This is a genomic window from Microbacterium sp. S1037, from assembly GCF_048381605.1.
In the GTDB taxonomy this organism is placed as follows: Bacteria; Actinomycetota; Actinomycetes; order Actinomycetales; family Microbacteriaceae; genus Microbacterium; species Microbacterium testaceum_B.
Map to the genome: position 1 here is coordinate 1,570,824 of NZ_JBLWIG010000001.1, position 21,071 is coordinate 1,591,894.

Below are 21,071 nucleotides of genomic sequence, written 5' to 3' on the forward strand. Positions count from 1 at the left end.
CTCGAGCGCGTGAGCAGGGGAGCGCATGGTCCGCGCCCCGGAACGCGACGACCACGATCGCAACGGGGCAGACACGACCCCGGCCCGCGCACTAGCGTCGGGGCATGGCATCCCCTCGCATCACCCTGACCGCACCGGGCCCGCACGGGGACCGAGAGATCGGGCTGTCGAGCCCCGACCGGGTGCTGTGGCCCGAGGTGGGTATCACGAAGCGCGAGCTGGCGGAGTACTTCCTCGCCGTCGCCGATCCGTTCCTCGCGGCCAACGGGAATCGCCCTGTCTCGCTCGAACGCTTTCCCGAGGGCATCGGCGGGGAGAGCTTCTTCTCGAAGAACCCGCCGAAAGGGGCGCCCGACTTCGTCGAGGCGGTCACCGTCACGTACAACAGCGGGCGGCGGCATCCGCAGCTCATCGTCACCGAGATCGGCACCGCGGTCTGGGCGGCGCAGATGAACACGATCGTCTTCCATCCGTGGGCGTCTCTCGCGAGCGACCCCGATCACCCCGTCGAACTGCGCATCGACCTCGACCCGCAGCCGGGTACGGGCATCACCGAAGCTGTCGCGGCGGCGCACGAGCTGCGCGCCGTGCTGCGCGAGGCGGGTCTCGAGGCCTGGATCAAGACGAGCGGCAACCGCGGCCTGCACGTGTTCTGCCCGATCGAGCCGACGCACGAATTCCTCGACGTGCGGCACGCGGTGATCGCCGCGGCCCGGGAGCTGGAGCGACGGATGCCGGAGGCCGTCACCACCAATTGGTGGAAGGAGGAGCGGGGACAGCGCATCTTCGTCGACTTCAACCAGGCGAACCGCGACCGCACCATGGCGGGGGCCTACTCGCCCCGCGCCCTGTCGGCCGCGACCGTGTCGACGCCGATCGGGTGGGACGAACTCGACGGCCTCGACCCGAGCGTGTTCACCGTGCGCACGATCCCCGAGCGGTTGGCATCCATCGGCGACCCGTGGGCGGACTTCGCGGCGAATCCCGGCCGCATCGACACGCTGTTGGAGTGGTGGCGGCGCGACCTCGACGACGGCCTGGGCGAGCTGCCATTCCCGCCGGAGTTCCCGAAGATGCCCGGCGAGCCGCCGCGCGTGCAACCGTCGCGCGCGAAGGCCCCCGAGGCCTGAGCCCGGCCGCGCGGCTGGCTCAGTCGAGCACGCCGCCCAGGTCGTACGCGTTCACGGCCTCGAGCTGCGCGAACGTGCAGGAGCGGGCGTCGCGGTCGGGACGCCACCGTTCGAACTGCACCGTGTGGCGGAAGCGCATGCCCTCGAGCTGGTCGTAGCGCACCTCGAGCACGCGTTCGGGACGCAGCCGGACGAACGACACATCCTTGGACGCCGAGAACCGCGAGCGATCGGTCTCTCCGACCACCGCTTCGCCGTCGGCATCCCGTTCGACCAAGGGGGCGAGCTCGTCGATCAGCTCGAGACGACGTTTGTCGGTCCAGGCGGAGACGCCGCCGACGCCGTGCAGTCGACCTTCGTCGTCATAGAGTCCGACGAGGAGCGAGCCGACGCCCTGACCCGACTTGTGGATGCGATACCCCAGCGCGACCACGTCGGCCGTGCGGGCGTGTTTGATCTTGAACATCGTGCGCTTGTTCGGCGCGTACGGCTGGGCGAGCGGCTTCGCGACCACGCCGTCGAGGCCCGCGCCCTCGAACTCGGCGAGCCACCGGCGCGCGAGGTCGGGATCGTCGGTCGTGCGTGTGACGTGCACCGGGTGGGGGACCGCGCCGAGCAGATCTTCGAGCTGCGCTCGCCGCTCGGAGAAGGGCTCGGATTGCAGATCGCGGTCGCCGCGCGCGAGCAGGTCGAACGCGATGAACATGGCCGGGGTCTCTTGCGACAGCATCGTCACGCGCGAGGCGGCGGGGTGGATGCGCTGCGACAGTGCTTCCCAGTCGAGGCGCTGGGCGCCGGGCTCGCCGCGCGCGACGACCACCTCGCCGTCGATCAGGCAGGGTTCGGGCAAGATCTCGGCGAAGGCCGCCACGAGCTCGGGGAAGTACCGCGTGAGGGGCTTCGCCCCGCGGCTCCCGATCTCGACGTCGGTGCCGTCCCACGACACGAGCGCCCGGAAGCCGTCCCACTTGGGCTCGTAGCTGAACCCGCCGTCGACCTTGCTGTGGTCGGGGATCGCCGGTACGGCCTTCGCCAGCATCGGCGCCGGGATCTCGTACGCCACGGTGTTAGTCCGAGCTCTCGTCACCGGCCAGGGGGACCGGGTTCCGACGCTTCTTGCGGCGCGCCCACTCGGCAGGCTTGTCAGGGCCGTTCCAGACGGTGATGATGCCCCACGCGACGGCGGTGAGCGGCACGGCGAGCAGGGTGCCCAGGATGCCGCCGATCGCCGTTCCGCCGGCGAGCACGACCAGGACGACGAAGGAGTGCAGCTTCATCGTGCGCCCCATGAGGACGGGCTGGAGGAAGTTGCCCTCGAGCTGATTCACCAGCACGACCACGCCGACGACGATCAGCGCGACGATCGGCCCGTTCGTGACGAGAGCGACGAGCGCGGCGAGGATACCCGCGGTCACCGCGCCGACGATCGGGATGAACGCCAGGAGGAACACGAGGACCGCGAGCGGCAGCGCGAGCGGCACCTGCAGGATGAGCAGACCGATGTAGATGCCGACCGCGTCGACGGCGGCGACGGAGGCCGTGCCGCGAACGTAGGAGCCGAGGACCGTGACGGTCTTGTCGCCGATGCGGCGCGCGCGGTCGTAGTGACTGCCGTGGAACGGCCGCAGGACGAACTCCCACATACGCGGGCCGTCCTTCAGGAAGAAGAACAGGATGACGACCATCAGCACGAAACCGGTGACGAACGACGCGATCGCACTGACACCGGCCAGGGCCCCCGTGCCGAACTGCGAGCTCGTGACGAAGTCTTGAATGCCCTGCACGACCTGGTTGACCTGGTCGGGTGAAACGGCGAACGGGAGGGTGTGGTACCAGTCCTGAGCCTGCTCGAAGCCCTTCGTCGCCTGTGACGACAGGTAGTCCCACTGGTTGATGACCGCGTTGACGACGAGCCAGCCGAGCGCGGTCAGGACGACGACGACGGCGAGGAGCGTCAGGAGCGTCGCGAGGACCGAGGGCACGCCCTTCTTGCGCATCCACATGGTCACGGGCCCGAATGCGGAGGCGAAGATGAGGGCCAGGATCAGGGGAATGATGACGAGCGTCACCTGCTGGATGCCCCAGATCAGCCCCGCCACGAGGACCACGACGACGATGATCTGCACAGCCCGCACCGCGAGGCGACCGAAGCCGTCGGCCCACAGGCTCTTCGGTGGCGGCTCGACCGCTGCCGCGGCGGAGGCGATGGCGTCGCGGGGCGCGGGTTGACGAGAGAACAGGCCCATGCGATGACGTTAGCGCGAGGCTCCGACATGACCCGCGCGGCTTGCGCGGGTCGCCGTCGCGGATTAGACGAACGCGCTCATCCCGGTGATGTCGCGACCGAGGAGGAGCGCCTGGACGCTCTCGGTGCCCTCGTACGTGTGGATCGCCTCGATGTCGGCCATATGCTGCATGACCCCGTTCTCGAGCAGGATGCCGTTGCCACCCAGCAGGTCGCGGGCGATCGCTGCCACGCGGCGGGCGGCTCGCGTGTTGTGATACTTCGCGAGCGATGCCTGCGTGGGGCGCAGGCCGCCCGAGGCCTCGAGGTCGGCGAGGCGGCGGCAGTAGAGCTGCATCGCCGTGAGCTCGTCGAGCATCTGCGTCAGGCGTTCCTGCACCATCTGGAACTTCGCGAGGGGCTTTCCGAACTGCATGCGTTCGGTGGCATATGTCCGCGCGATCTCGTAGCAGGCGGTCGCATGGCCGAGGGCCGACCAGGCGACGCCGGACCGTGTGGCGAACAGCACGGTGGACGCGTCCTTGAAGGTGTGGGTGCCGGGGAGGACGGCATCCGGAGCCAGACGCACGTCGTCCATCGCGATGTGGGCCTGATGGATGCCACGGAGCGACACCTTGCCCGTGATGACGGTGCCGGTATATCCCGGGGTGTCCTGCTCCACGAGGAAGCAGCGCACTTTGTCGTGGTCCTCATCGCCCTCGGCGTCGACGCGGGCCCAGACGAAGGTGATGCCGCCGGAGGCGCCGTTGCCGATCCATTTCTTCGTGCCGCTGAGCGACCATCCGTCGGCCGTGCGGGTCGCGGTGGTCTCGAGCGAGACCGAGTCGGAACCGTGGTCGGGCTCGGTCAGCGCGAAAGCGCCGAGGACCGTGCCGTCGGCGAGGGGCTTCAGCCAGCGGTCCTGCTGCTCGGGGGACCCGAAGAGGGCGAGCGTGCGGAGCGCCAGGCCGCCCTGCACCGCGAGAGCCGTGGCGAGCGAACCGTCGTGGCGCGACACCTCCATGTTCACGAGGCCGGCGGCGAGCGGCGAGGAGTCCGGCAGGTCGGGGTGCTCGATGCCGTCGGTGAACAGCTCGAGCTCGCCCATGCGCCGAAGAAGCTCGACGGGGTAGGTCGCGGCATCCCACTCTCCCTGCATGCGCGTGCCGACCTCGTCGCAGAAGGCCTTCGCGCGATCCCAGACCGCGCGGTCGGCCTCGGGGATGTCGGCGAACACGCCGTAGTAGTCGGTGTCGCGGCGGCCGAGAAGGTCGTAGTGCGAGACGCGCTCGCCGGGGAGCGTGCGGGCATCGGCATCGATGGTCATGGTTCCCAGTATCGCTCAAGTTGGTACTGGGTGTCACGCTGTGATCCCGTGCCGTGTGTCGTGGAATCGTCGGCCGCGGGCGGGATGCGGCGCTGAGTGTCCAGAACACCCGGGCAGTGTCGCGCTCGCTTCCGGGTGTTGCGGACACTCACGCGCATCGGGGTGTGGCGAGGGCGGCATCACGCGGGTAACCGAGGGCGCGCCGGGTAGGGTCGCGAGGGTGAGCGCGCTGACCTTCCTCCCCGCGGTGGAGAACCCCGAACTTCTGGCCGCACCGGTCGCTGCGGCGATCGCGGCGATGGATGCCACGACCGCCGCGCGCATCGAGGTGGCGGCCGTCGACCCGGCGCTGGCCGACACCGCCGCGTTCTGCGAGGCCTACGGTCAGAGCCTGGACATCTCGGCGAACTGCCTGGTCGTGCAGGGGACCCGCGGCGGCGTCACCTCGACGGCGGCCTGTCTCGCCCTGGCGACGACCCGCCTCGACGTCAACGGCGCGGTGCGGCGCCTGCTCGACGCGCGCAAGGCGACCTTCGCCCCGATGGACGACGCGGTCGCCCAGACCGGCATGGAGTACGGCGGGATCACGCCGGTCGGCATCCCTTCCGCGTGGCGTCTGCTGCTCGACGCGCGCGTGGCCGCGCTGCCGCGAGCGATCATCGGTGCCGGGATCCGCGGCGCGAAGCTGTTCCTTCCCGGTGTGGTCCTGGCATCCCTCCCCGGCGCCGAGGTGATCGAGGACCTGGCGAAGCCCGTCGCCTGATAGCGCGGGCCCTGCCGCGTGTGCCGTGGCGGGGTTCCCTGACGCGTTCGCCTGTCGAGTGTCCAAAACACCCTGACGATTTTTCGAGGCGTCCGGGTGTTTTGGACACTCAGCGGGCGTCGACGGAAGCGGCACCGCCGAACGAGCGCGCGCTACTCGCCGAGCGAGGCCCGCAGTCGCCGCGTCACCTCGGCCGCGGGCATGCGGCGGGGGAAGGCCGCGACGATGAGGTCGTCGCCGGCCGCGTCGTCGCCGGCGGGGTGCACCCCGTAGCGACGGAGCACGTCGTCGAGAGCGCGACGGAGGACGGATGCCGGGACCCGGGCGCCCCGCATGAGCCGGCGCAGCACGTGGTTGTGCACCGCCGTGACCAGGGCTGCGAAGCCGACGGCATCCAGGGGATCGAGACCGGGGAGCGCTTCGCGCAGGTACTCGTCGAAGAGGCGCTCGTAGCGGAACACCGTGATGATCTCGCGGTCGCGCAGGCCCGGAACCTGACGCACGATCGCGTAGCGGCGCCGCGCGAGCTCGGGGTCGGCCGCGAAATGCCGGAACACCCGCACCGACGCTTCGCACACCGCCGCCCACGGGTCGTCGTGAGGTTGGGCGAGGTACGCGCGGGTCTCGTCGAGCAGCACCTCGTGATCGGCGAAGACGACGTCTTCCTTGCCGCCGAACTGCCGGAAGAACGTCGAGCGCGACACCCCCGCGGCCTGCGCGATCTGTTCGACCGACGTCTGGTCGTACCCGCGCTCGGCGAACAGGTCGATGGCCGCGGCCACCACGGCCGTGCGGCTCGAGGGGGCAGCGGCGTCACTCACCCTCGAAGCCTAACGGCGCGTGGTCTCAGCGTCGCCGCGACCGCACTCGCACGACGATGACCACCGCGGTCCCCACGATGAGGAGCACGATCGCCCCGATGGCGAGCGACAGTGTCGCCGAGGCATCCATTCCGCTGTTGGCGAGGCGCGAGGGACCGGCGGCGACGGGGCTCGTCGCGGATGCCGACGGCGACGGGGAGTTCGTCGGGGAGGCAGTGGGGGTGGGGGTGGGGCTCGGGGTCGGGTTCGGCGCCGGAGGAAGCGCCGCGAGAGCCGCCTCCGCGTTGATGAGTCCCGCGCCGACCGAGTTCTCGACGGATACGAAGTCGTTGGGAGCTTCCATGGGCGTGGCCGTCGAGGTGAGGAGGGCGCGCAGGCCCTCCTGGCCGAGGTCCGGGGCCTTCGACAGCGCCAGCGCGGCGACGCCGGCGGCGTTGGGAGCGGCCGCCGAGGTTCCGACGAACGTCTTCACCGCCGGATCGTCGGTGGGCATTCCCAGGACCGAGTTGCGCGCGCGGTCGACCGAGATCACGTCGGGTCGGCTCACCACGGGTCGCGGGTCGAGGATCGCCGACGGCGGGTCGGCGGTGGCCGACCCGAACGCCCAGACGACCGGGCCGTAGCTCGAGAAATACTCCATCTCGGTGGGGTCGTTGACCGGAGACGCGCCGATGGAGAGGGCCGCGGGGTCGCCGTTGTGCCCGGTGTTGGTCCGCCCGACGATGTCGTCGCCCGCCGAGCGCCAGTACTCGGCTGACAGGAAGGTCGCGCCCTGGCCGAAGATGACGGAGATGGGTGGGAGGGGCAGGGAGGTGTCGGCATCCGGAATCACGATGCGGGCGACCGAGATCTCGACCTCCGTCGGGTTCGCGGACGCGGGGAGCGTCACGGTGAAACCCGGAGTGCCGTCGAGCATCCGGGCCGCGGGAGTCGCGAGAACGTCGCCGTCGACCGTCACCACCGGAACCAGGAGGCCGCTGACCCGGCCGAGCGGCTCTCCCCACTGCACGTCGACGGTGGTGCTGCCACCGGCGGCGAGGGTGTAGCCGAGGGTGGCATCCGTGCCCTCGCCGGGATCCATGTCGAGGCAGTCGACGGGGGCGTCCCAGCCCTCTGCCTGGGCGCCCGTCACGATCTCGTCGGGGCAGGCCATCGGGCGGTACGCGGGGGTTTCCCAGCCGTTGATGGGGGATACCTCCTGGCCCGGGCGGGGGTCCCGAGCGAGGGCCGTCGAGTTTCCGGCGGCCGAGAAGTACGCGACGCCCGCTTCGTTCGCCCGCGCGATCGCTTCGCCGACGGGGGAGCGCTGGAAGACGGGCTCGTTCTTGGGCTCGACGTCGTCGACGATGACGTCCGCCCCGTCGGCGACGAGCATCTCGATCGCCTCGATGACGGATGCCGCGTGCCCCTCGTCGACGGAGGCGAAGGCGAGCTCGGCACCCGGCGCGATGCCGTGCACGAGTTGCACCATCGCGCGACCTTCGTCCGTGCCCTCGGCGGCTTCGCGCACGACGTGGACGGGGGTCTCGTGTCCGCAGGGGTTCCCGGGTCCGGGGAGAAGCCCGTTCGCGATGTCGTCGGCGACGGTCGCGCCCGGAGCCGAGGTGCGGCCGAAGGAGTCGGAGATGACGCCGACCTTCACGCCCGTACCGTCGACGCCGAAGGCCTCTCGCGCGATGTCGGCGCGCAGGGGCGCGTCGGCGTCGACGGGGATGGTGCGGCACGATTCCGGCGCGGCGGGTGGGGCGGCGAGAGCCGCGGGGGCGACCCCGCCGGTGATGAGGATGAGAGCGAGGGCGAAACCGACGGACGTACGCAAGGCGGGGGACTCCTGGTCGATGACGCCGTCGGCCGGGTGGCTCGGCGGTGGCTCGAGGAGCCGACGAGACTCATCCTATGGTTTGCACTCAGCTAACGCACAGGTTTCTCGCGAGCTCGAGATAGCGGACTCGTTCAGCTCTTCGCGCCGGTGAAGGCGAGAGCCCCGCCGAGGCCGATCATCATCACGCCGCCCGTTCCCGACAGCGTCGAGATGCGCTTCGGCGATCGGGCGAACCAGGTGCGCGCGGTGCCCGCGGCGAGGGCCCACACGCTGTCGCACGTCAGCGCCATCAGCTGGAACGTCAGCCCGAGGATGAGCAGCTGCAACCACACGGCACCCGCGTGCGGTGCGACGAACTGGGGCAGCACGGCGACGAAGAAGGCGATCGTCTTGGGGTTGGTGAGGCCCACGACGAATCCCTGGCGCAGCAGCGTCCACGAGGAGGTGGGTCCGCGCGTGGCACCCGCGACGTGCGCGTGGCGGTGGCGGATGGCCTGGATGCCGAGCCACACGAGGTAGATCGCCCCGACGATCTTCAGCACGGTGAACGCCACGATGGACGAGGCCACGATCGCGCCGACACCGAAAGCGACGGCGAGCACCGCGGGAACCGTGCCGAGGGCGTTGCCGACGACGCTCAGGACACCCGCACGGCGACCGAGGGCGATGGAACGTCCGATGACGAACAGCACGCTGGGCCCCGGAATGACGATGATGACGACGGATGCCGCCACGAAGGCCAGCATGTTCTCGATCGGAGGCATGCGTGCAGCGTACTGCTCTCGCGTTTCGGGGACGTTCCGTTGTGGAGCGTCGGGGCGTTGCTTGCCGGTGTTGGTCGATTCGGGGGTGCTCGGGCGGCGAAGTGCGGCAAGTCACGCGGGGTCCGGGTCGGCGTGCGGAGGCTTCGTTTGCCGGTGTTGGTCGCTTCGGGGGTGCTCGGGCGGCGAAGTGCGGCAAATGACGCGGCATCGCGCGGGAACGGAATGCTTCGTTTGCCGGTGTTGGTCGCTTCGGGGGTGCTTGGGCGGCAAAGTGCGGCAAGTCACGCGCGTTGTCGCCCTGCGCGCGCTGTCGCGCCGGCGCGCGGACGCTTCGTTTGCCGGTGTTCGTCGCTTCGGGGGTGCTCGGGCGGCGAGGTGCGGCAAATGACGCGGTATCGCGCGGGAACGGAATGCTTCGTTTGCCGGTGTTCGTCGCTCCGGGCGGCTCGAGCGGCCAAGTGCGGCAAGTGACGCGGCATCGCGCGGGAACGGAATGCTTCGTTTGCCGCTGTTCGTCGCTTCGAAGCGCTTGAGCGGCAAAGTGCGGCAAGTCACGCCGGGACCGCTCTACGCCGGCACGGCCTCCCGCGCCAGCAGCTCGCTGATGCGCCCCACGCAGCCGCCGCAGCCGGTGCCCGCGCGGGTCGCGGCCTTCACGCACGCGACCGTCGGCTCCCCGGCCGCGATCGCCTCGCGGATGGCCCCGGCGCTCACGCCGTTGCACCAGCACACCGTCGCGTCCGCGGCGAAGGGGTCGGCGACGACGGCCATCCCGGCATCGGGGGCGTCGAGCCGGAGCAGCGACGAGCGGTCGGCCGGGAGCTCCGAGCCGCGCTCGAACAGCAGGGTGAGCTCGGCGCCGGTGCGAGGCATCCCGACCGCGACGAAGCCGGTGAGCACGCCCTCGACGGTGACGAGCTTCACGTAGGCGCCCCGCGCGGGGTCGGCCCAGAGGGTGACCTGGGGGCCGTGGCATCCGGGAGCGTGTGAGAACGGGTCGGCGTCGACCGCGCCCCCGGCCACCACGTCGATCCCCTCGGCCTTGAGCATGACGACACCGGGGCGTTCGACGGATGCCGGCCCCGAGACGCCCGTCGAGAGCAGCGCCGCGAGGCGGTCGGCCTGACGCCAGCCCGGTCCGACGAGTCCGCTCGGACCGCCCGGGACGCGGCCGTGGGCGTCGGCGTCCGCGGGGTCGGCGACGTGCGCGCAGTCGCCGATGGCGAAGATGTCCGGGTCGGTCCACGAGCGCGAGGAGCCGTCGACGAGGATGCCGGCCGACGTGGCGAGTCCGGCGAGGGATGCCACTTCCGTCCGCGCCGCGACCCCGCACGACAGCACGAGCAAGTCGCCCGCGAGCACCTTGCCGTCGGCGCAGACGAGGCCGTCGAACCACGCGTGTCCGTGGTCGTCGTACCGGAGAAGGATGCTCTCGGCGCGCGCGTGGTGCGCCATCTCGACGCCGACGGCCGTCGCGGCGGAGGCCAGCACTCGGCCGCCGTTCTCGTCGAGCGTCCGGTTCATGGGGGCTGCGGAGTGGTAGGCCACGACGACCTCCGCCCCGGCCTCGGCGGCGGCCAGCGCCAGCTCCATGCCGAGGACTCCCGCCCCGAGCACGACGATCCGCTGCCCGGCCGAGACGGCTGCCCGCACGTGCTCGGCGTCGGCGAGGTCGCGCAGGGCGACGACGCCGCGGGGGAGGGGAGCCCCGCCGAGGTCGAGTTCTGCGGGGCTGGCTGACACGGAAGCCCGGTCGCGCCGCGCGCGTTCCATTCCGGCGAGCGTCGGGACGTTCGCGCGGGCGCCGGTCGCGAGCACGAGCCGGTCGTAGTCGAGACGGATGCCATCGTGCAGGCGCACCACACGGCGGTGGCGGTCCACGCCCACCACCGCCGTCGCGAGATGGAACCGCACTCCGGCTTCTTCGGCGACGCGGCGGTCGTCCATGTCGAGACCCGCGCGGTCGGTGCGGCCGACCGCGTACTCGGCGAGCAGGACGCGGTTGTAGACGTCGTGGGGTTCGGCTCCCACGACGGTGAGATCGATGCGCCCGTCGCGCACCGCGGGCAGCAGCCCGTCGATGAGCCGCGCCCCGACGGGGCCGTAGCCCACCAGCACCACACGCTCAGACATGTGTTCCCTCCTCGGTGCGAACAGCGCCCGGATGCTCCGACACCACCACGGGCCCGTGCTCGAACGCCGGCACGGGGACAGTGGCATCCGGAGCCACCCGCACCCGCGTGCGCTTGAACTCGGGCATCGCCGAGGTCGGGTCGACGATCGCGTCGGTCAGGCGGTTCGCGCATTCGTCGCCGGCGTAGTGGAAGGGCAGGAAGACGGTGTCGTGACGGATGTCGGTCGTCACGGTCGCCCGCGCCTTCACGGTGCCGCGCTCGTTCGACACGGCGACCAGCGCACCCTCGCGGATGCCGAGACGAGAAGCCGCCGCGGGGTGGATCTCGAGCCGCGCCTCGGGGCGCGCGCCATTCAGCTCGGCCACTCGGCGGGTCTGCGTGCCCGACTGGTACTGCTGCAGGTACCGGCCGGTGACGAGGGTCAGTTCGCCGCCGCGATCCGTGGGCGCCGGGGGAGTGGCATCCACCGGCACGAGACGCGCGCGGCCGTCGGGGTGGGCGAAGCGCTCGGTGAAGGGGCGGGGAGTGCCTGACGAGCGGTACGGCCAGTAGGCCTCGACGCCGGTGTCGAGCAGTTCGTGCGAGAGGCCGGAGTAGTCGGCGATGCCGCCCTCCGACGCGCGGGCGAGCTCGTCGAACACCTCGGCCGGGTCGGTCGACCAGGTGGATGCCGCGCCCAGGCGCCGCGCGAGCTCCGACAGGATCCACAGCTCGCTGCGGGCTCCCTCGGGTCCAGGCAGCGCCCGGCGACGGCGGATCACGCGCCCCTCGAGGGAGGTCATCGTGCCCTCCTCCTCGGCCCACTGCAGCACGGGCAGCACGATGTCGGCGAGCTCCGCGGTCTCGCTGAGGAAGAAGTCGCAGACGATGAGGGTGTCGAGCGCCGCGAGCCGCGAACGCACGGCCTCGACGTCAGGGGCCGAGACGACGACGTTCGACCCCGCGACGAGTAGGGTCTTCACCGGACCGCCGAGTTCGCCGAGCAGGGCGGTGGCCGGGATGCCGGCATCCGGAAGGTCATCCGGATCGATGCCCCACACCCCGGCGACGTGCCGGCGGGCTTCGGGGTCGCGGATGGAGCGGTATCCGGGCAGTTGGTCGGCCTTCTGGCCGTGCTCGCGTCCGCCCTGGCCGTTGCCCTGGCCGGTGAGGGTGCCGTAGCCCGAGCCCTCTCGGCCGACGAGGCCGAGGACGAGCGCGAGGTTGATCGCGGCGGTCGCTGTGGCGGTGCCGTCGACGTGCTGTTCGACGCCGCGTCCGGTGAGGATGTACGCGCCGCCCGCGGCGAGGCGCCGTGCGGTCTCGCGCAGCTGGGCGACGGGGATGCCGGTGGTCGAGGAGGTGCGTTCGGGCCACCATGCGGCGACCGACCGCCGGAGGGCGTCGAACCCCGTCGTGCGCTCCTCTATATGCGCGCGGTCGTCGAGGCCTTCGGCGATGACGATGTGGGTGAGGCCCAGCAGGAGCGGTAGGTCGGTGCCGGGCGCCGGCTGCAGGTGGGTGCCGGCGCCGTCTTCGGTGAGGCGCGCGGTGGCGGAGCGGCGCGGGTCGACGACGATGAGGCCGCCGTTCGCGCGCGCCCCGGCGAGGTGCGCGAGGAACGGGGGCATGGTCGCGGCGACGTTCGAGCCGAGCAGCAGGATCGTCCGCGCGTCGTCGAGGTCGGTGACCGGGAAGGGAAGGCCGCGGTCCATTCCAAATGCGCGATTGGATGCCGCTGCCGCCGACGACATGCAGAACCGGCCGTTGTAGTCGATGCGCGAGGTGCCGAGCGCGACGCGGGCGAACTTCCCGAGCTGGTACGCCTTCTCGTTGGTGAGTCCGCCGCCGCCGAAGATGGCGTTGGCGTCGGGTCCGTGGGCGGCTTTCGTCTCGCGCAACGCTGCGGCGACGGCATCCAGTGCCTCATCCCAGGTGGTCTCGGCGAGGGTGCCGTCGGGGCGCCGCATCAGTGGCATCCGGAGTCTGTGGGGGGAGGCCAGGAGCTCCGCCGACGTCCAGCCCTTGGCGCAAAGTCCTCCCCGGTTGGTGGGGAAGTCGCGGCCGGTGACCGTCGTGTGGCCCGCGTGGCTGACGGTCATGGCGCACTGCAATGCGCAGTAGGGGCAGTGGGTGTCGGCGGAGCTCATGGGGTCAGATCCGCGTTCCGGTCTTCTTCGACATGCGGAGGTACACGCCCGCAGTGAGGGCGAGGAACGCGACGTAGGCGAGGGCGAACCAGCCGAGGGCGGGGGTGTACGAGCCGAACGTCGTCTTCGAGAAGCCGAGCAGCTGCGGGATGAAGAAGCCGCCGTACGCGCCGATCGCCGAGATGAGGCCGAGGGCTGCGGCGGCCTTGCGCTGCGCGCCGATTCCGCCGTTGGCCTTGAGGGCGAAGATCGTCGGGATCATGCGGTACGTCGAGCCATTGCCGATGCCCGCCGCCGCGAAGAGCACGAGGAAGCAGAGCAGGAAGATCGCGAAGTTCTGCATCGGCAGGGTGAGGATCACACTCAGGATGCCGAGCCCCATCACCGTGAAGGCGCCGATCGTGATGACGGTGCCGCCGAAGCGGTCGGCAAGCTTGCCGCCGTAGGGGCGGGCGAGCGAGCCGACGAGGGCGCCGAGGAAGGCGAGGGTGACGGTGGCGGTGCCGATCGTGAATCCCTTGAAGTCGGGGAAGGTGTCGGCGAGCAGCTTCGGGAAGACGCCCGCGAAGCCGATGAACGAGCCGAAGGTGCCGATGTAGAGCAGCGAGAGCACCCACATGTGCGGCTCTTTGAGAGCGGCGAGGGATGCCGTGATGTCGGCCTTCGCGGCGGAGAGGTTGTCCATGCGGAAGTAGGCGCCGACCATCGCGACGAGGATCAGCGGCACCCAGATGAGTCCCGCGAGCGGGAGGTTGAGCGTCGCCGCGGCCCCGACGGTGATGACGATGGGGACCACGAACTGCGCGACCGAGGCGCCGAGGTTTCCGCCGGCGGCGTTGAGTCCGAGGGCGTATCCCTTCTGCGCGGCGGGGTAGAAGAACGTGATGTTCGACATCGAACTGGCGAAGTTGCCGCCCCCGAAGCCAGCGAACGCGGCGATCAGGAGCAGCAGGCCGAAGGGCGTCTGCGGGTTCGCCACAGCGATGGCGAGGCCGATGCTCGGGATGAGGAGGAGACCGGCGGACACGATCGTCCAGTTGCGGCCGCCGAAGCGCGGAACCATGAACGTGTAGGGGATTCGCAGCGTCGCGCCGACGAGGCTCGGCATGGAGATGAGCCAGAAGATCTCACCAGTGGAGAGCTGGAAGCCCGCCGCCGGCAGCGAGACGACGACGACCGACCACAGCTGCCAGACGACGAAGCCCAGGAACTCGGCGAAGATCGACCACCGCAGGTTGCGGGAGGCGATGGCCTTGCCCTCGGTGGCCCACTGGGTGGCGTTCTCGGGGTTCCAGTTGTCGATCCAGCGGCCGGGGCGGTGGCTGAGTTCTGCGCTGGCTGTTGCGGGCGGCGCCGTGGTGGCTTCGGGGCGCGGGTCGGTGACGGTCACGGGGTCCTCCGTTGGGCGATGTGGGGAGGTGCAGCGCCCCGCATGGACGGGGCGTGCCGCCAGCGTAGGAACGGGGCGTTACCCGGGAGGGCGTCGGGAGGGGCGGGCAGGTAACGGTTGTCTCACCCCGCCGGGCGGGGTGGGAGAGGGGGAGTTTACGTGGGCGTTACATGGAATCAGCGACGATATCCTTCCGCGACTCGGTGCTGGCATGAGTCCAGGCGCTGCGCTATCGCTCGAAGGAAGCTCGTCCAGTGGTGAACAGGCGGAGTGGAGAACGAATGCGCCGCTCTGCTACTCGCTCGCCTACCTTGACGGCATCGATGACGCGACCGGCAGATCGCTAGCCCGTGCGGCTTCATGACGTCATGGAGAAGAACCACTTGGCTCACACCATCAGGTCATACGATCGCTTGCTGCAAGGGCGATTGATCTTGAACGCTGGTGGGATGCAGCGTACGTTGACGGCTACCGGATCGCCCTCCATAGCTTCTTCATGGAGGACGAGGACCTCCGCAAGATCCAACTATTCCCAACTTTTGACTCCAGTGACCACCCCGGCGTCGCCGCAACCGACGATGCGGGCGGAGCTGACAGCGGGGCCGGGACGCAGACTGGAGATCACTCGACGCGACACCTACCTCCACTTCCCGAGCCGACAGAAGTAATTGCCAGGTTCCAGCGGAGCGAGAGCAGCGCGATTCAATCGATCGAACGAAACTTTGCAACGGTGGTCGGCGCGATGCCTAAGACGGGCGTGCCCAGACAGACCCATTCCTCGATGGTCAGACCGACGACAACGAACCGCTGCCCTCCATCTGGCTGACCGTTCCGCCGCCGAGGTCAGGGCAGCGCGCGATCATCCTCGCCGGCTTCGGTCATGTTCCGGCTCGTCGCGGCACCGGTCAAGGTCTCGGCGATTGCCAGGGACGGATTGGCCCGCGTAGCAGCCAGGTGGAGGCAAAATCGGCCCCCGCTCGCCGCCCTATTGTGGGTATGATCGCCGAAATGAGCTGGGGGGCCAATGTCGGCTGAGGACTTCAATGAAGCGGTGGCCAGGGGCGTGGACGCCCCTCTGAGGCAGGGGGACGTTATCGAGGCAGTGGCGGCTGACTCTTCGGCGTGGACGAGATATCTGCTGGTGCTCACTGCGGACTGCGATCTCGCAAATCAGAAAAATGCGGGAAGAATCACCTGCATACCGCTACTCCCTGCCGAGGACTACCTTCTTGCTCTTCTGCTGCCTGAACATCGAGACAAGGCGGTTCACCGTCTCGCGGAGGATTTCAATGATGATTTGAAACGTCGCGGGAAGAGAGGGATTTCGATCGAGCGTCTAATCGAGTGGGTAGGCGAGTCTGGCTTCGACGAGATCCTTGAGGCATTAGAGATAGATCAGTCAAATGGTGGCGATCTGTTGTCGCGGTACGATGGTATTCGTTTCGCGCTCGAGCCTGTGAAAACACTGGACGACGCCGTCGCGAATATCGTGGCGGCGCAGCAGAGATTTGCGCAACCAAAGTCCGCCGAGAAACTTTCTGCGGCGATGCGGGATGTCCTATCGAATAGGTTTCGCCAACCTCCCGGCGACTCTCTCTTCTTGGGGAAAATATCCCCAGGCTACGAAGCGGGGTACTTTGCATATCTTCGACACATTGAGCAGGTCTGGGAGCAAGACATCAGCTTGTCGGCGGCGCGCTCGCCTTCGGCTTATCGCAGGATTGGCGCCCTGAGTGATCGGTTTACGCATGCAGTAGTCCAGCGGTTCGCCATGGTCTTCATGCCTATTGGGCTGCCAGTGGAGTACGAAAGAATTCGAGACAGCTACGCATCGGACTTCGGAAGGCTTGTAGTTTGAATCCTCTGATTACCTCGCCAAGAGCTCTTCGAGAATTGTCCACGGGCATAGCGGCTGACGCCATCGCCACGGCCCCAGGCCTCTTCGCGAGAAGCTACGAACACTTCGATGTTCTTCTTTCGACCTCTGATACAGCCGACACGCCGCTTGTGTTGCTCTGGCGTGAGAAGTTTGGGAGGGACATGTTTGTTCCCCCCCAGTTGGCTGCGAGTCGCCGGGAGACGTTGGGCCGAATGGCCTCCTTCGCCGAGCGTGCCGAGTCCGCGCAGCTGACACTTCCCAGGGGCTGGCACCAGTACAAGCACGAAAATTTGGTGTCCTTCTTCGCTGTCCCCGGGATGGATGTAAATCGAGTCAGGTGGATCACAGAGCGTGTGAACCGCGGCCCTGGGCTTACGGTCTTCTGGAGAGTTGACACACCAAAGAGCCAGGTACGGCTGGAGGAGTTCCGGCCGGAAGTTCCTGACCTGCCTGGTGATGTCTTTGAAGTATGGGATAGCGCGCTACAGAATCTACAGTCACAACTTGAGAGCGTTCGAACTGCGGCAGACGCAGAGGTTTACCTCCCGCATCTCGCGCCCACCGCGCAAAAAGATCAGACGCTGGCTGGGTGGTTGAGCGTTGCGAGTCCCGACCAGCAGTCGTTCATCGCGGCGCCCACGGATCGTTCGATTCGACTTCGAGGGCCGGCGGGCTCTGGGAAAACCCTCGCGCTGACGCTGAAAGCCGTTCGTGAGACGCTCGCTGCGCGGACGTCTGGCTCCCCGCTTCGCGTTTTGATCGCTACGCACAGTTGGTCTCTGGCCAGCCAGATCTCGCACAACATCGACATGCTCGGGGTCGGAGATCTGCCGGAAATCGAGGTCTTCCCTCTGCTCGCAGTTGCCGAAAATCTCGCACCGCAGGCTGCTGAAGGAATCGACGATTACGCGGTGGTCGGCGACGACAGCTTCTCTGGCAAGCGGGCGCAGCTGGACGAGATTCTCGATGTTCTTTCTGACTTCCTCGCTACGGATTGGGTTACGTATAAGAAAACTACATCTCCGGAGCTGCGCGCGCGGTTCGAATCCGACGACGTCGGAGACCATCTTGCTCTTGCCTGGGACCTCCTGACCGAATTCGGGTCCGTGATTGGTGCGGCAGGAATTTTCCCCGGGGCGGGCTCGGAATCACGGTATATCCAGACTCCGCGGTCCTCGTGGATGCTCCCACTGGTTGCGCCTGGAGATCACAGGGTCATCTTCCGTCTTTATGTGCGTTACATGAAGAATCTAGACGAACGGAAGTTGATTACGACGGACCAGGTCATCGCCGACTTCTTGAACTACCTCGCAAGTCATGCGTGGAATCGAGCTCGCCGAACCCATGGGTACGATCTGGTTTTCGTAGATGAGTTCCATTTGTTCAGTCCGCTCGAGCGACAGGCCATCCATTATTTGACCGCCAACGTTCTGGAGTATCCGCGAATTTTCATGGCGATGGATCCGCGACAATCCCCTTCGGAGGTCTTCATTGGAGTTGCAGCGGATTCGACGCAATCGGGAGGAAACTTCCCACCGGAAGAAGATCTGGGTGACGTGACGAACTTGGAGTTGTCCAGCGTCCATCGGTTCACCCCTCAAATTCTCTCTCTCGTCAAACACATACACCACGCGTTTCCGACATTTGCGTTGGGCGACGATTGGGAGGTTGACTTCGCAAATGTCACGTCATCGAGATCGGATGGCAAGAAGCCGCTCGTACTGAATGCGGGCACCGCCTTCGCTGAAGAGAACGACATCGTTAGGGCAGTTCATGACGTGTATCAGCGCGGGCGGGTCGCGATAGCTGTAGTTGATGGCCGTTTCTGGCCCCGATATAGCCAGCTTGCGGCGACTCTTTCGCAGTCAGGCAAATTTCATGTGGCGACGCTTAGCGCGCGCGCCGACATCGATGACATTGGATATCGAAGTCGCGGCATCGTTCTCGGCGCGGCCGAACATCTCGCCGGACTCCAGTTCGAGACGGTACTGACCGTAGGGCTTCCCAATATTCACGACACCGCTCCGGTGCATGAGCGACGTCGCCTCCTATCGCTTCTTTATCTAGCGGTGACTCGAGCCGAATCGGAGGTTCGGATCTTTACCAACGATGAGGACGGGGGTGTCCCGGATGTCCTGCTCCAAGCTGCAGCTCAGGGACACGCCGAGGTTGCCCGCGGCGCTGAAGCGTAATGCAGATGGGTGTCTCGCCCTTGACCGCTGCACCGTTGCGGGTGACTGCGCTGGAGCTGCGTATCTCTTTCATCATCGCCTCCCTGCGGTGCGGGGCGGTGTGGGCGCGGTTCCAACAACCTGACGGCGGGGAGTGCCGATGAGCGACCAGACGACGACGGACCGGATCGAGCGCTTCGAGCCGTACGCCACCGACGAGAACCTCGCCGAGCTGCGCGCACGCCTGGCCTCAGCGCGACTCCCCGAACGCGCGACGACACCCCACGACGCGCGAGGCTCCGATCGGTGGGAGCAAGGTCCGCCTCTCGCCGACATCGTGGAGCTCCTCGAGTACTGGCGCACCACCTATGACTGGCGGGCATTCGAACGCCGACTCAACGAGATCGGCCAGTTCCGCACGCTCATCGACGGGCTCGGCATCCATTTCCTCCACCGCCGTTCGCCGCGGCCGGATGCCACCCCGCTCGTCCTGACCCACGGCTGGCCGGGGAGCGTCGCCGAGTTCGTCGACATCATCGACGAGCTCGCTGAGCCTCAGGATGCCGAGACCCCGGCGTTCCACGTCGTCGTGCCGTCGCTCCCGGGATTCGGCTACTCCGACAAACCCACCGACGAGGGGTGGGGTACCGAGCGCATCGCGGCTGCGTGGGTCCAGCTCATGAGCAGACTTGGGTGCGACCGCTTCCTCGCTCCCGGGGCGACTGGGGTGGGCCGATCACCATCGCGCTCGGTGGTCGGTTTCCGGCGCAGGTCATCGGCATCCATACGACGACCCCGATCGCGCCGCCCGGGCTGAGGCTCGACGTGCTCGACGCCACCGAACGGCAATGGGTCGAGCACACCCGCGCCTTCGAGAGGAATCGTCTCGCTTACGCGCAGGTCATGGCGACCGCGCCGCAGACGATCGGCTACTCCCTGGTCGATTCGCCCGTCGGGCTGCTCGCGTGGATCCTTGAGAAGTTCTTCGAGTGGAGCGACACGGTCGACTCGCCGTTCGAGACCATCTCGCGCGACCGCTTCCTCGACAACGTGACGTTGTACTGGCTCACCGCGACCGGGGCATCAGCGGCGCGGATCTAATTCGAGAGTCATCAGTCGCTCGACCCCGACCTGCGCGTGACGGTGCCCGCGGCCCTGACGACCTACCCGCACGACATCGAGAAGCATCCGCGGCCCTGGGCGGAGAATCGGTTCCGCCACATCGTGCGATGGCGGGCGCCCGAGGCGGGTGGCCACTTCCCCGCGATGGAGATGCCGGGGGAGTTCGTGCGCGATCTGCGGGAGGGGTTGGCGGCGGTGCTTGCGGCGTCGGTGTGAGGTGCCAGGGAGCCGCCGGGGGCGCATTCCGCCCCTCGTTACGAGGGCACGCGCGTCCCGCCGGCGTCTGAAACCGGGCGAAAACGCCGCGCCGCGAGCACGAGCACCCCGAGACCGCCGGTGATCCCCACCCAGACGACGAGGAGTCCGGTGGCTATCAGCGCGGTGAGCGGCAGGACGGAGAAGGCGACGTCCGCGTCGATGGAGCCGGAGTTCGGGAGCCAGATCGCTCCGGCGGTGAGGAGGGCGTAGGCGATGGCCGTCGACGTGAGCCAGGCGCCTCGCATCCGGCGGCCGCGACGCAGCACAGTCATGGTCCCGCCCACCAAGCCGGCGATGATGGCGACGCTCACCGCCGCGAGCACCACCCATGGTATCGACGAAGCCACGAAGCCACCCATCAAGTCGCGGCAGAAGAATGCCCTGTTGTCGCCCCAGCTTGTGTCTGGACGACGGCATTCGGCGCTGACGAAGACGATGTAGAAGAGGACGATCGTGCCACCTGCCACCAGCGCGCCCAGGCTGAGGACGAGCCAGCCCCAGCCGTAGCCCGAGCGTGGCCATCGCCGCTTTCCGCCGTTCCCCACGTCGTCAGTGTGGCATTCCGAGAGGGAGATGACCGAGTGTGTTCCGGATGCCGAGACCTCGACGGGTACGGTGCCGTCAGTCACGTGGAGTGGCGGGGTCGACCACCGCAGCCACCGCTTCGATCTCGACGAGCTGGTCGTCGTACCCGAGCACGGTCACGCCGAGGAGCGTGCTCGGCACGTCGTGCTCGCCGAATGCCTCTCGAACGACCTCCCACGCCGCCACCAGGTCGGCCTGGCGCGTCGAGGCGACGAGGACGCGCGTGTTGATGACGTCCGTGATCCCGGCGCCGGCCTCGCGAAGTGCGATCGTCATGTTCTCGACGCACTTCGCCGCCTGGGCTGCATAGTCGCCGACGCCTGCGGTCGTGCCGTCCAGGTTCAGCGGGCACGAACCGGCGAGGAAGATCAGCCGCGCGTCGGCGGCAGCGGTGGCGGCGTAGGCGTACTCCGCGCTGTCGGAGAGCGCGCTCGAACGGATGAGCGTGACGGCGGTGGGCATGTTCTGACCTTTCGCGGGCGGGCTCAGACGTTGCGGGCCATGAGCACTATCGGGGCGTCGAGGGTCTCGGGGTCGGCGGCGAATCCGAA

Annotated in this window: 18 protein-coding genes; 7 read left to right on the top strand and 11 right to left on the bottom strand. The window is 68.3% G+C overall.

The window, feature by feature from the left end:
- Positions 1-104: 104 nt before the first annotated feature.
- Complete coding sequence (gene ligD, locus ACMW4R_RS07070) at positions 105-1,130, top strand: non-homologous end-joining DNA ligase (RefSeq protein ID WP_418299517.1); 1,026 nt, start codon at positions 105-107, stop codon at positions 1,128-1,130.
- A 19-nt stretch (positions 1,131-1,149) separates the two neighbouring features.
- Here ligD and ACMW4R_RS07075 read toward each other — a convergent pair whose 3' ends face one another.
- The 3 genes from ACMW4R_RS07075 to ACMW4R_RS07085 form a co-directional block, all read right to left on the bottom strand.
- The gene (locus ACMW4R_RS07075) at positions 1,150-2,193 is read right to left on the bottom strand and encodes an ATP-dependent DNA ligase (protein ID WP_418299518.1); all 1,044 of its coding nucleotides are present in this window, start codon (positions 2,191-2,193) and stop codon (positions 1,150-1,152) included.
- Between the two features lie 4 nt (positions 2,194-2,197).
- Positions 2,198-3,376 carry an AI-2E family transporter gene (locus ACMW4R_RS07080; RefSeq protein ID WP_418299519.1) on the bottom strand — a complete coding sequence of 393 codons (1,179 nt, stop codon included), beginning with the start codon at positions 3,374-3,376 and terminating at the stop codon, positions 2,198-2,200.
- A 63-nt stretch (positions 3,377-3,439) separates the two neighbouring features.
- Positions 3,440-4,681: an acyl-CoA dehydrogenase family protein gene (locus ACMW4R_RS07085; RefSeq protein ID WP_418299520.1), complete on the bottom strand. Its 1,242-nt coding sequence runs from the start codon at positions 4,679-4,681 to the stop codon at positions 3,440-3,442.
- A 220-nt stretch (positions 4,682-4,901) separates the two neighbouring features.
- Between ACMW4R_RS07085 and ACMW4R_RS07090 the strand changes: the two genes are divergently transcribed.
- A complete protein-coding gene (locus ACMW4R_RS07090) occupies positions 4,902-5,444 on the top strand; it encodes a YbaK/EbsC family protein (RefSeq protein WP_418299521.1) in 543 nt (180 codons plus the stop codon).
- Positions 5,445-5,596: 152 nt separating this feature from the next.
- On the opposite strand, the gene ACMW4R_RS07095 is transcribed toward ACMW4R_RS07090, so the two are convergent.
- From ACMW4R_RS07095 to ACMW4R_RS07120, 6 genes are all read right to left on the bottom strand, one after another.
- Positions 5,597-6,265, bottom strand: a complete 669-nt coding sequence (locus tag ACMW4R_RS07095) for a TetR/AcrR family transcriptional regulator (RefSeq protein ID WP_418299522.1) — start codon at positions 6,263-6,265, stop codon at positions 5,597-5,599.
- Between the two features lie 25 nt (positions 6,266-6,290).
- On the bottom strand, positions 6,291-8,084 hold the full coding sequence (locus ACMW4R_RS07100) for a S8 family serine peptidase (RefSeq protein WP_418299523.1): 1,794 nt from the start codon (positions 8,082-8,084) through the stop codon (positions 6,291-6,293).
- Positions 8,085-8,218: 134 nt separating this feature from the next.
- Positions 8,219-8,851: a LysE family translocator gene (locus tag ACMW4R_RS07105; RefSeq protein WP_058615240.1), complete on the bottom strand. Its 633-nt coding sequence runs from the start codon at positions 8,849-8,851 to the stop codon at positions 8,219-8,221.
- Between the two features lie 567 nt (positions 8,852-9,418).
- Positions 9,419-10,984, bottom strand: a complete 1,566-nt coding sequence (locus ACMW4R_RS07110; RefSeq protein WP_418299524.1) for an FAD-dependent oxidoreductase — start codon at positions 10,982-10,984, stop codon at positions 9,419-9,421.
- Positions 10,977-13,115 carry a molybdopterin oxidoreductase family protein gene (locus tag ACMW4R_RS07115; protein ID WP_418299525.1) on the bottom strand — a complete coding sequence of 713 codons (2,139 nt, stop codon included), beginning with the start codon at positions 13,113-13,115 and terminating at the stop codon, positions 10,977-10,979. The genes ACMW4R_RS07110 and ACMW4R_RS07115 overlap by 8 nt, the downstream gene beginning before the upstream one ends.
- A 4-nt stretch (positions 13,116-13,119) precedes the next feature.
- Positions 13,120-14,505: an MFS transporter gene (locus tag ACMW4R_RS07120; protein WP_418299526.1), complete on the bottom strand. Its 1,386-nt coding sequence runs from the start codon at positions 14,503-14,505 to the stop codon at positions 13,120-13,122.
- A 1,024-nt stretch (positions 14,506-15,529) separates the two neighbouring features.
- Here ACMW4R_RS07120 and ACMW4R_RS07125 point away from each other — a divergent pair.
- The 5 genes from ACMW4R_RS07125 to ACMW4R_RS07145 all read left to right on the top strand — a co-directional run bounded on the left by ACMW4R_RS07125 (position 15,530) and on the right by ACMW4R_RS07145 (position 19,893).
- Positions 15,530-16,363, top strand: a complete 834-nt coding sequence (locus ACMW4R_RS07125) for a hypothetical protein (protein WP_153001447.1) — start codon at positions 15,530-15,532, stop codon at positions 16,361-16,363.
- A gap of 233 nt (positions 16,364-16,596) precedes the next feature.
- Complete coding sequence (locus tag ACMW4R_RS07130) at positions 16,597-18,576, top strand: hypothetical protein (protein WP_153001446.1); 1,980 nt, start codon at positions 16,597-16,599, stop codon at positions 18,574-18,576.
- A 139-nt stretch (positions 18,577-18,715) separates the two neighbouring features.
- Entirely contained in the window at positions 18,716-19,372 is a 657-nt protein-coding gene (locus ACMW4R_RS07135) for an epoxide hydrolase family protein (protein WP_242864347.1), read from the top strand.
- An 8-nt stretch (positions 19,373-19,380) separates the two neighbouring features.
- Entirely contained in the window at positions 19,381-19,656 is a 276-nt protein-coding gene (locus tag ACMW4R_RS07140; RefSeq protein WP_418299527.1) for a hypothetical protein, read from the top strand.
- A gap of 36 nt (positions 19,657-19,692) precedes the next feature.
- Positions 19,693-19,893: a hypothetical protein gene (locus ACMW4R_RS07145; protein ID WP_418299528.1), complete on the top strand. Its 201-nt coding sequence runs from the start codon at positions 19,693-19,695 to the stop codon at positions 19,891-19,893.
- 38 nt (positions 19,894-19,931) lie between these two features.
- On the opposite strand, the gene ACMW4R_RS07150 is transcribed toward ACMW4R_RS07145, so the two are convergent.
- Positions 19,932-20,564: a hypothetical protein gene (locus ACMW4R_RS07150; RefSeq protein ID WP_418299529.1), complete on the bottom strand. Its 633-nt coding sequence runs from the start codon at positions 20,562-20,564 to the stop codon at positions 19,932-19,934.
- Positions 20,557-20,982 (bottom strand): RidA family protein, encoded by a 426-nt coding sequence (locus ACMW4R_RS07155; protein WP_418299530.1) that lies wholly within the window; start codon positions 20,980-20,982, stop codon positions 20,557-20,559. The genes ACMW4R_RS07150 and ACMW4R_RS07155 overlap by 8 nt, the downstream gene beginning before the upstream one ends.
- Positions 20,983-21,071: the final 89 nt, after the last annotated feature.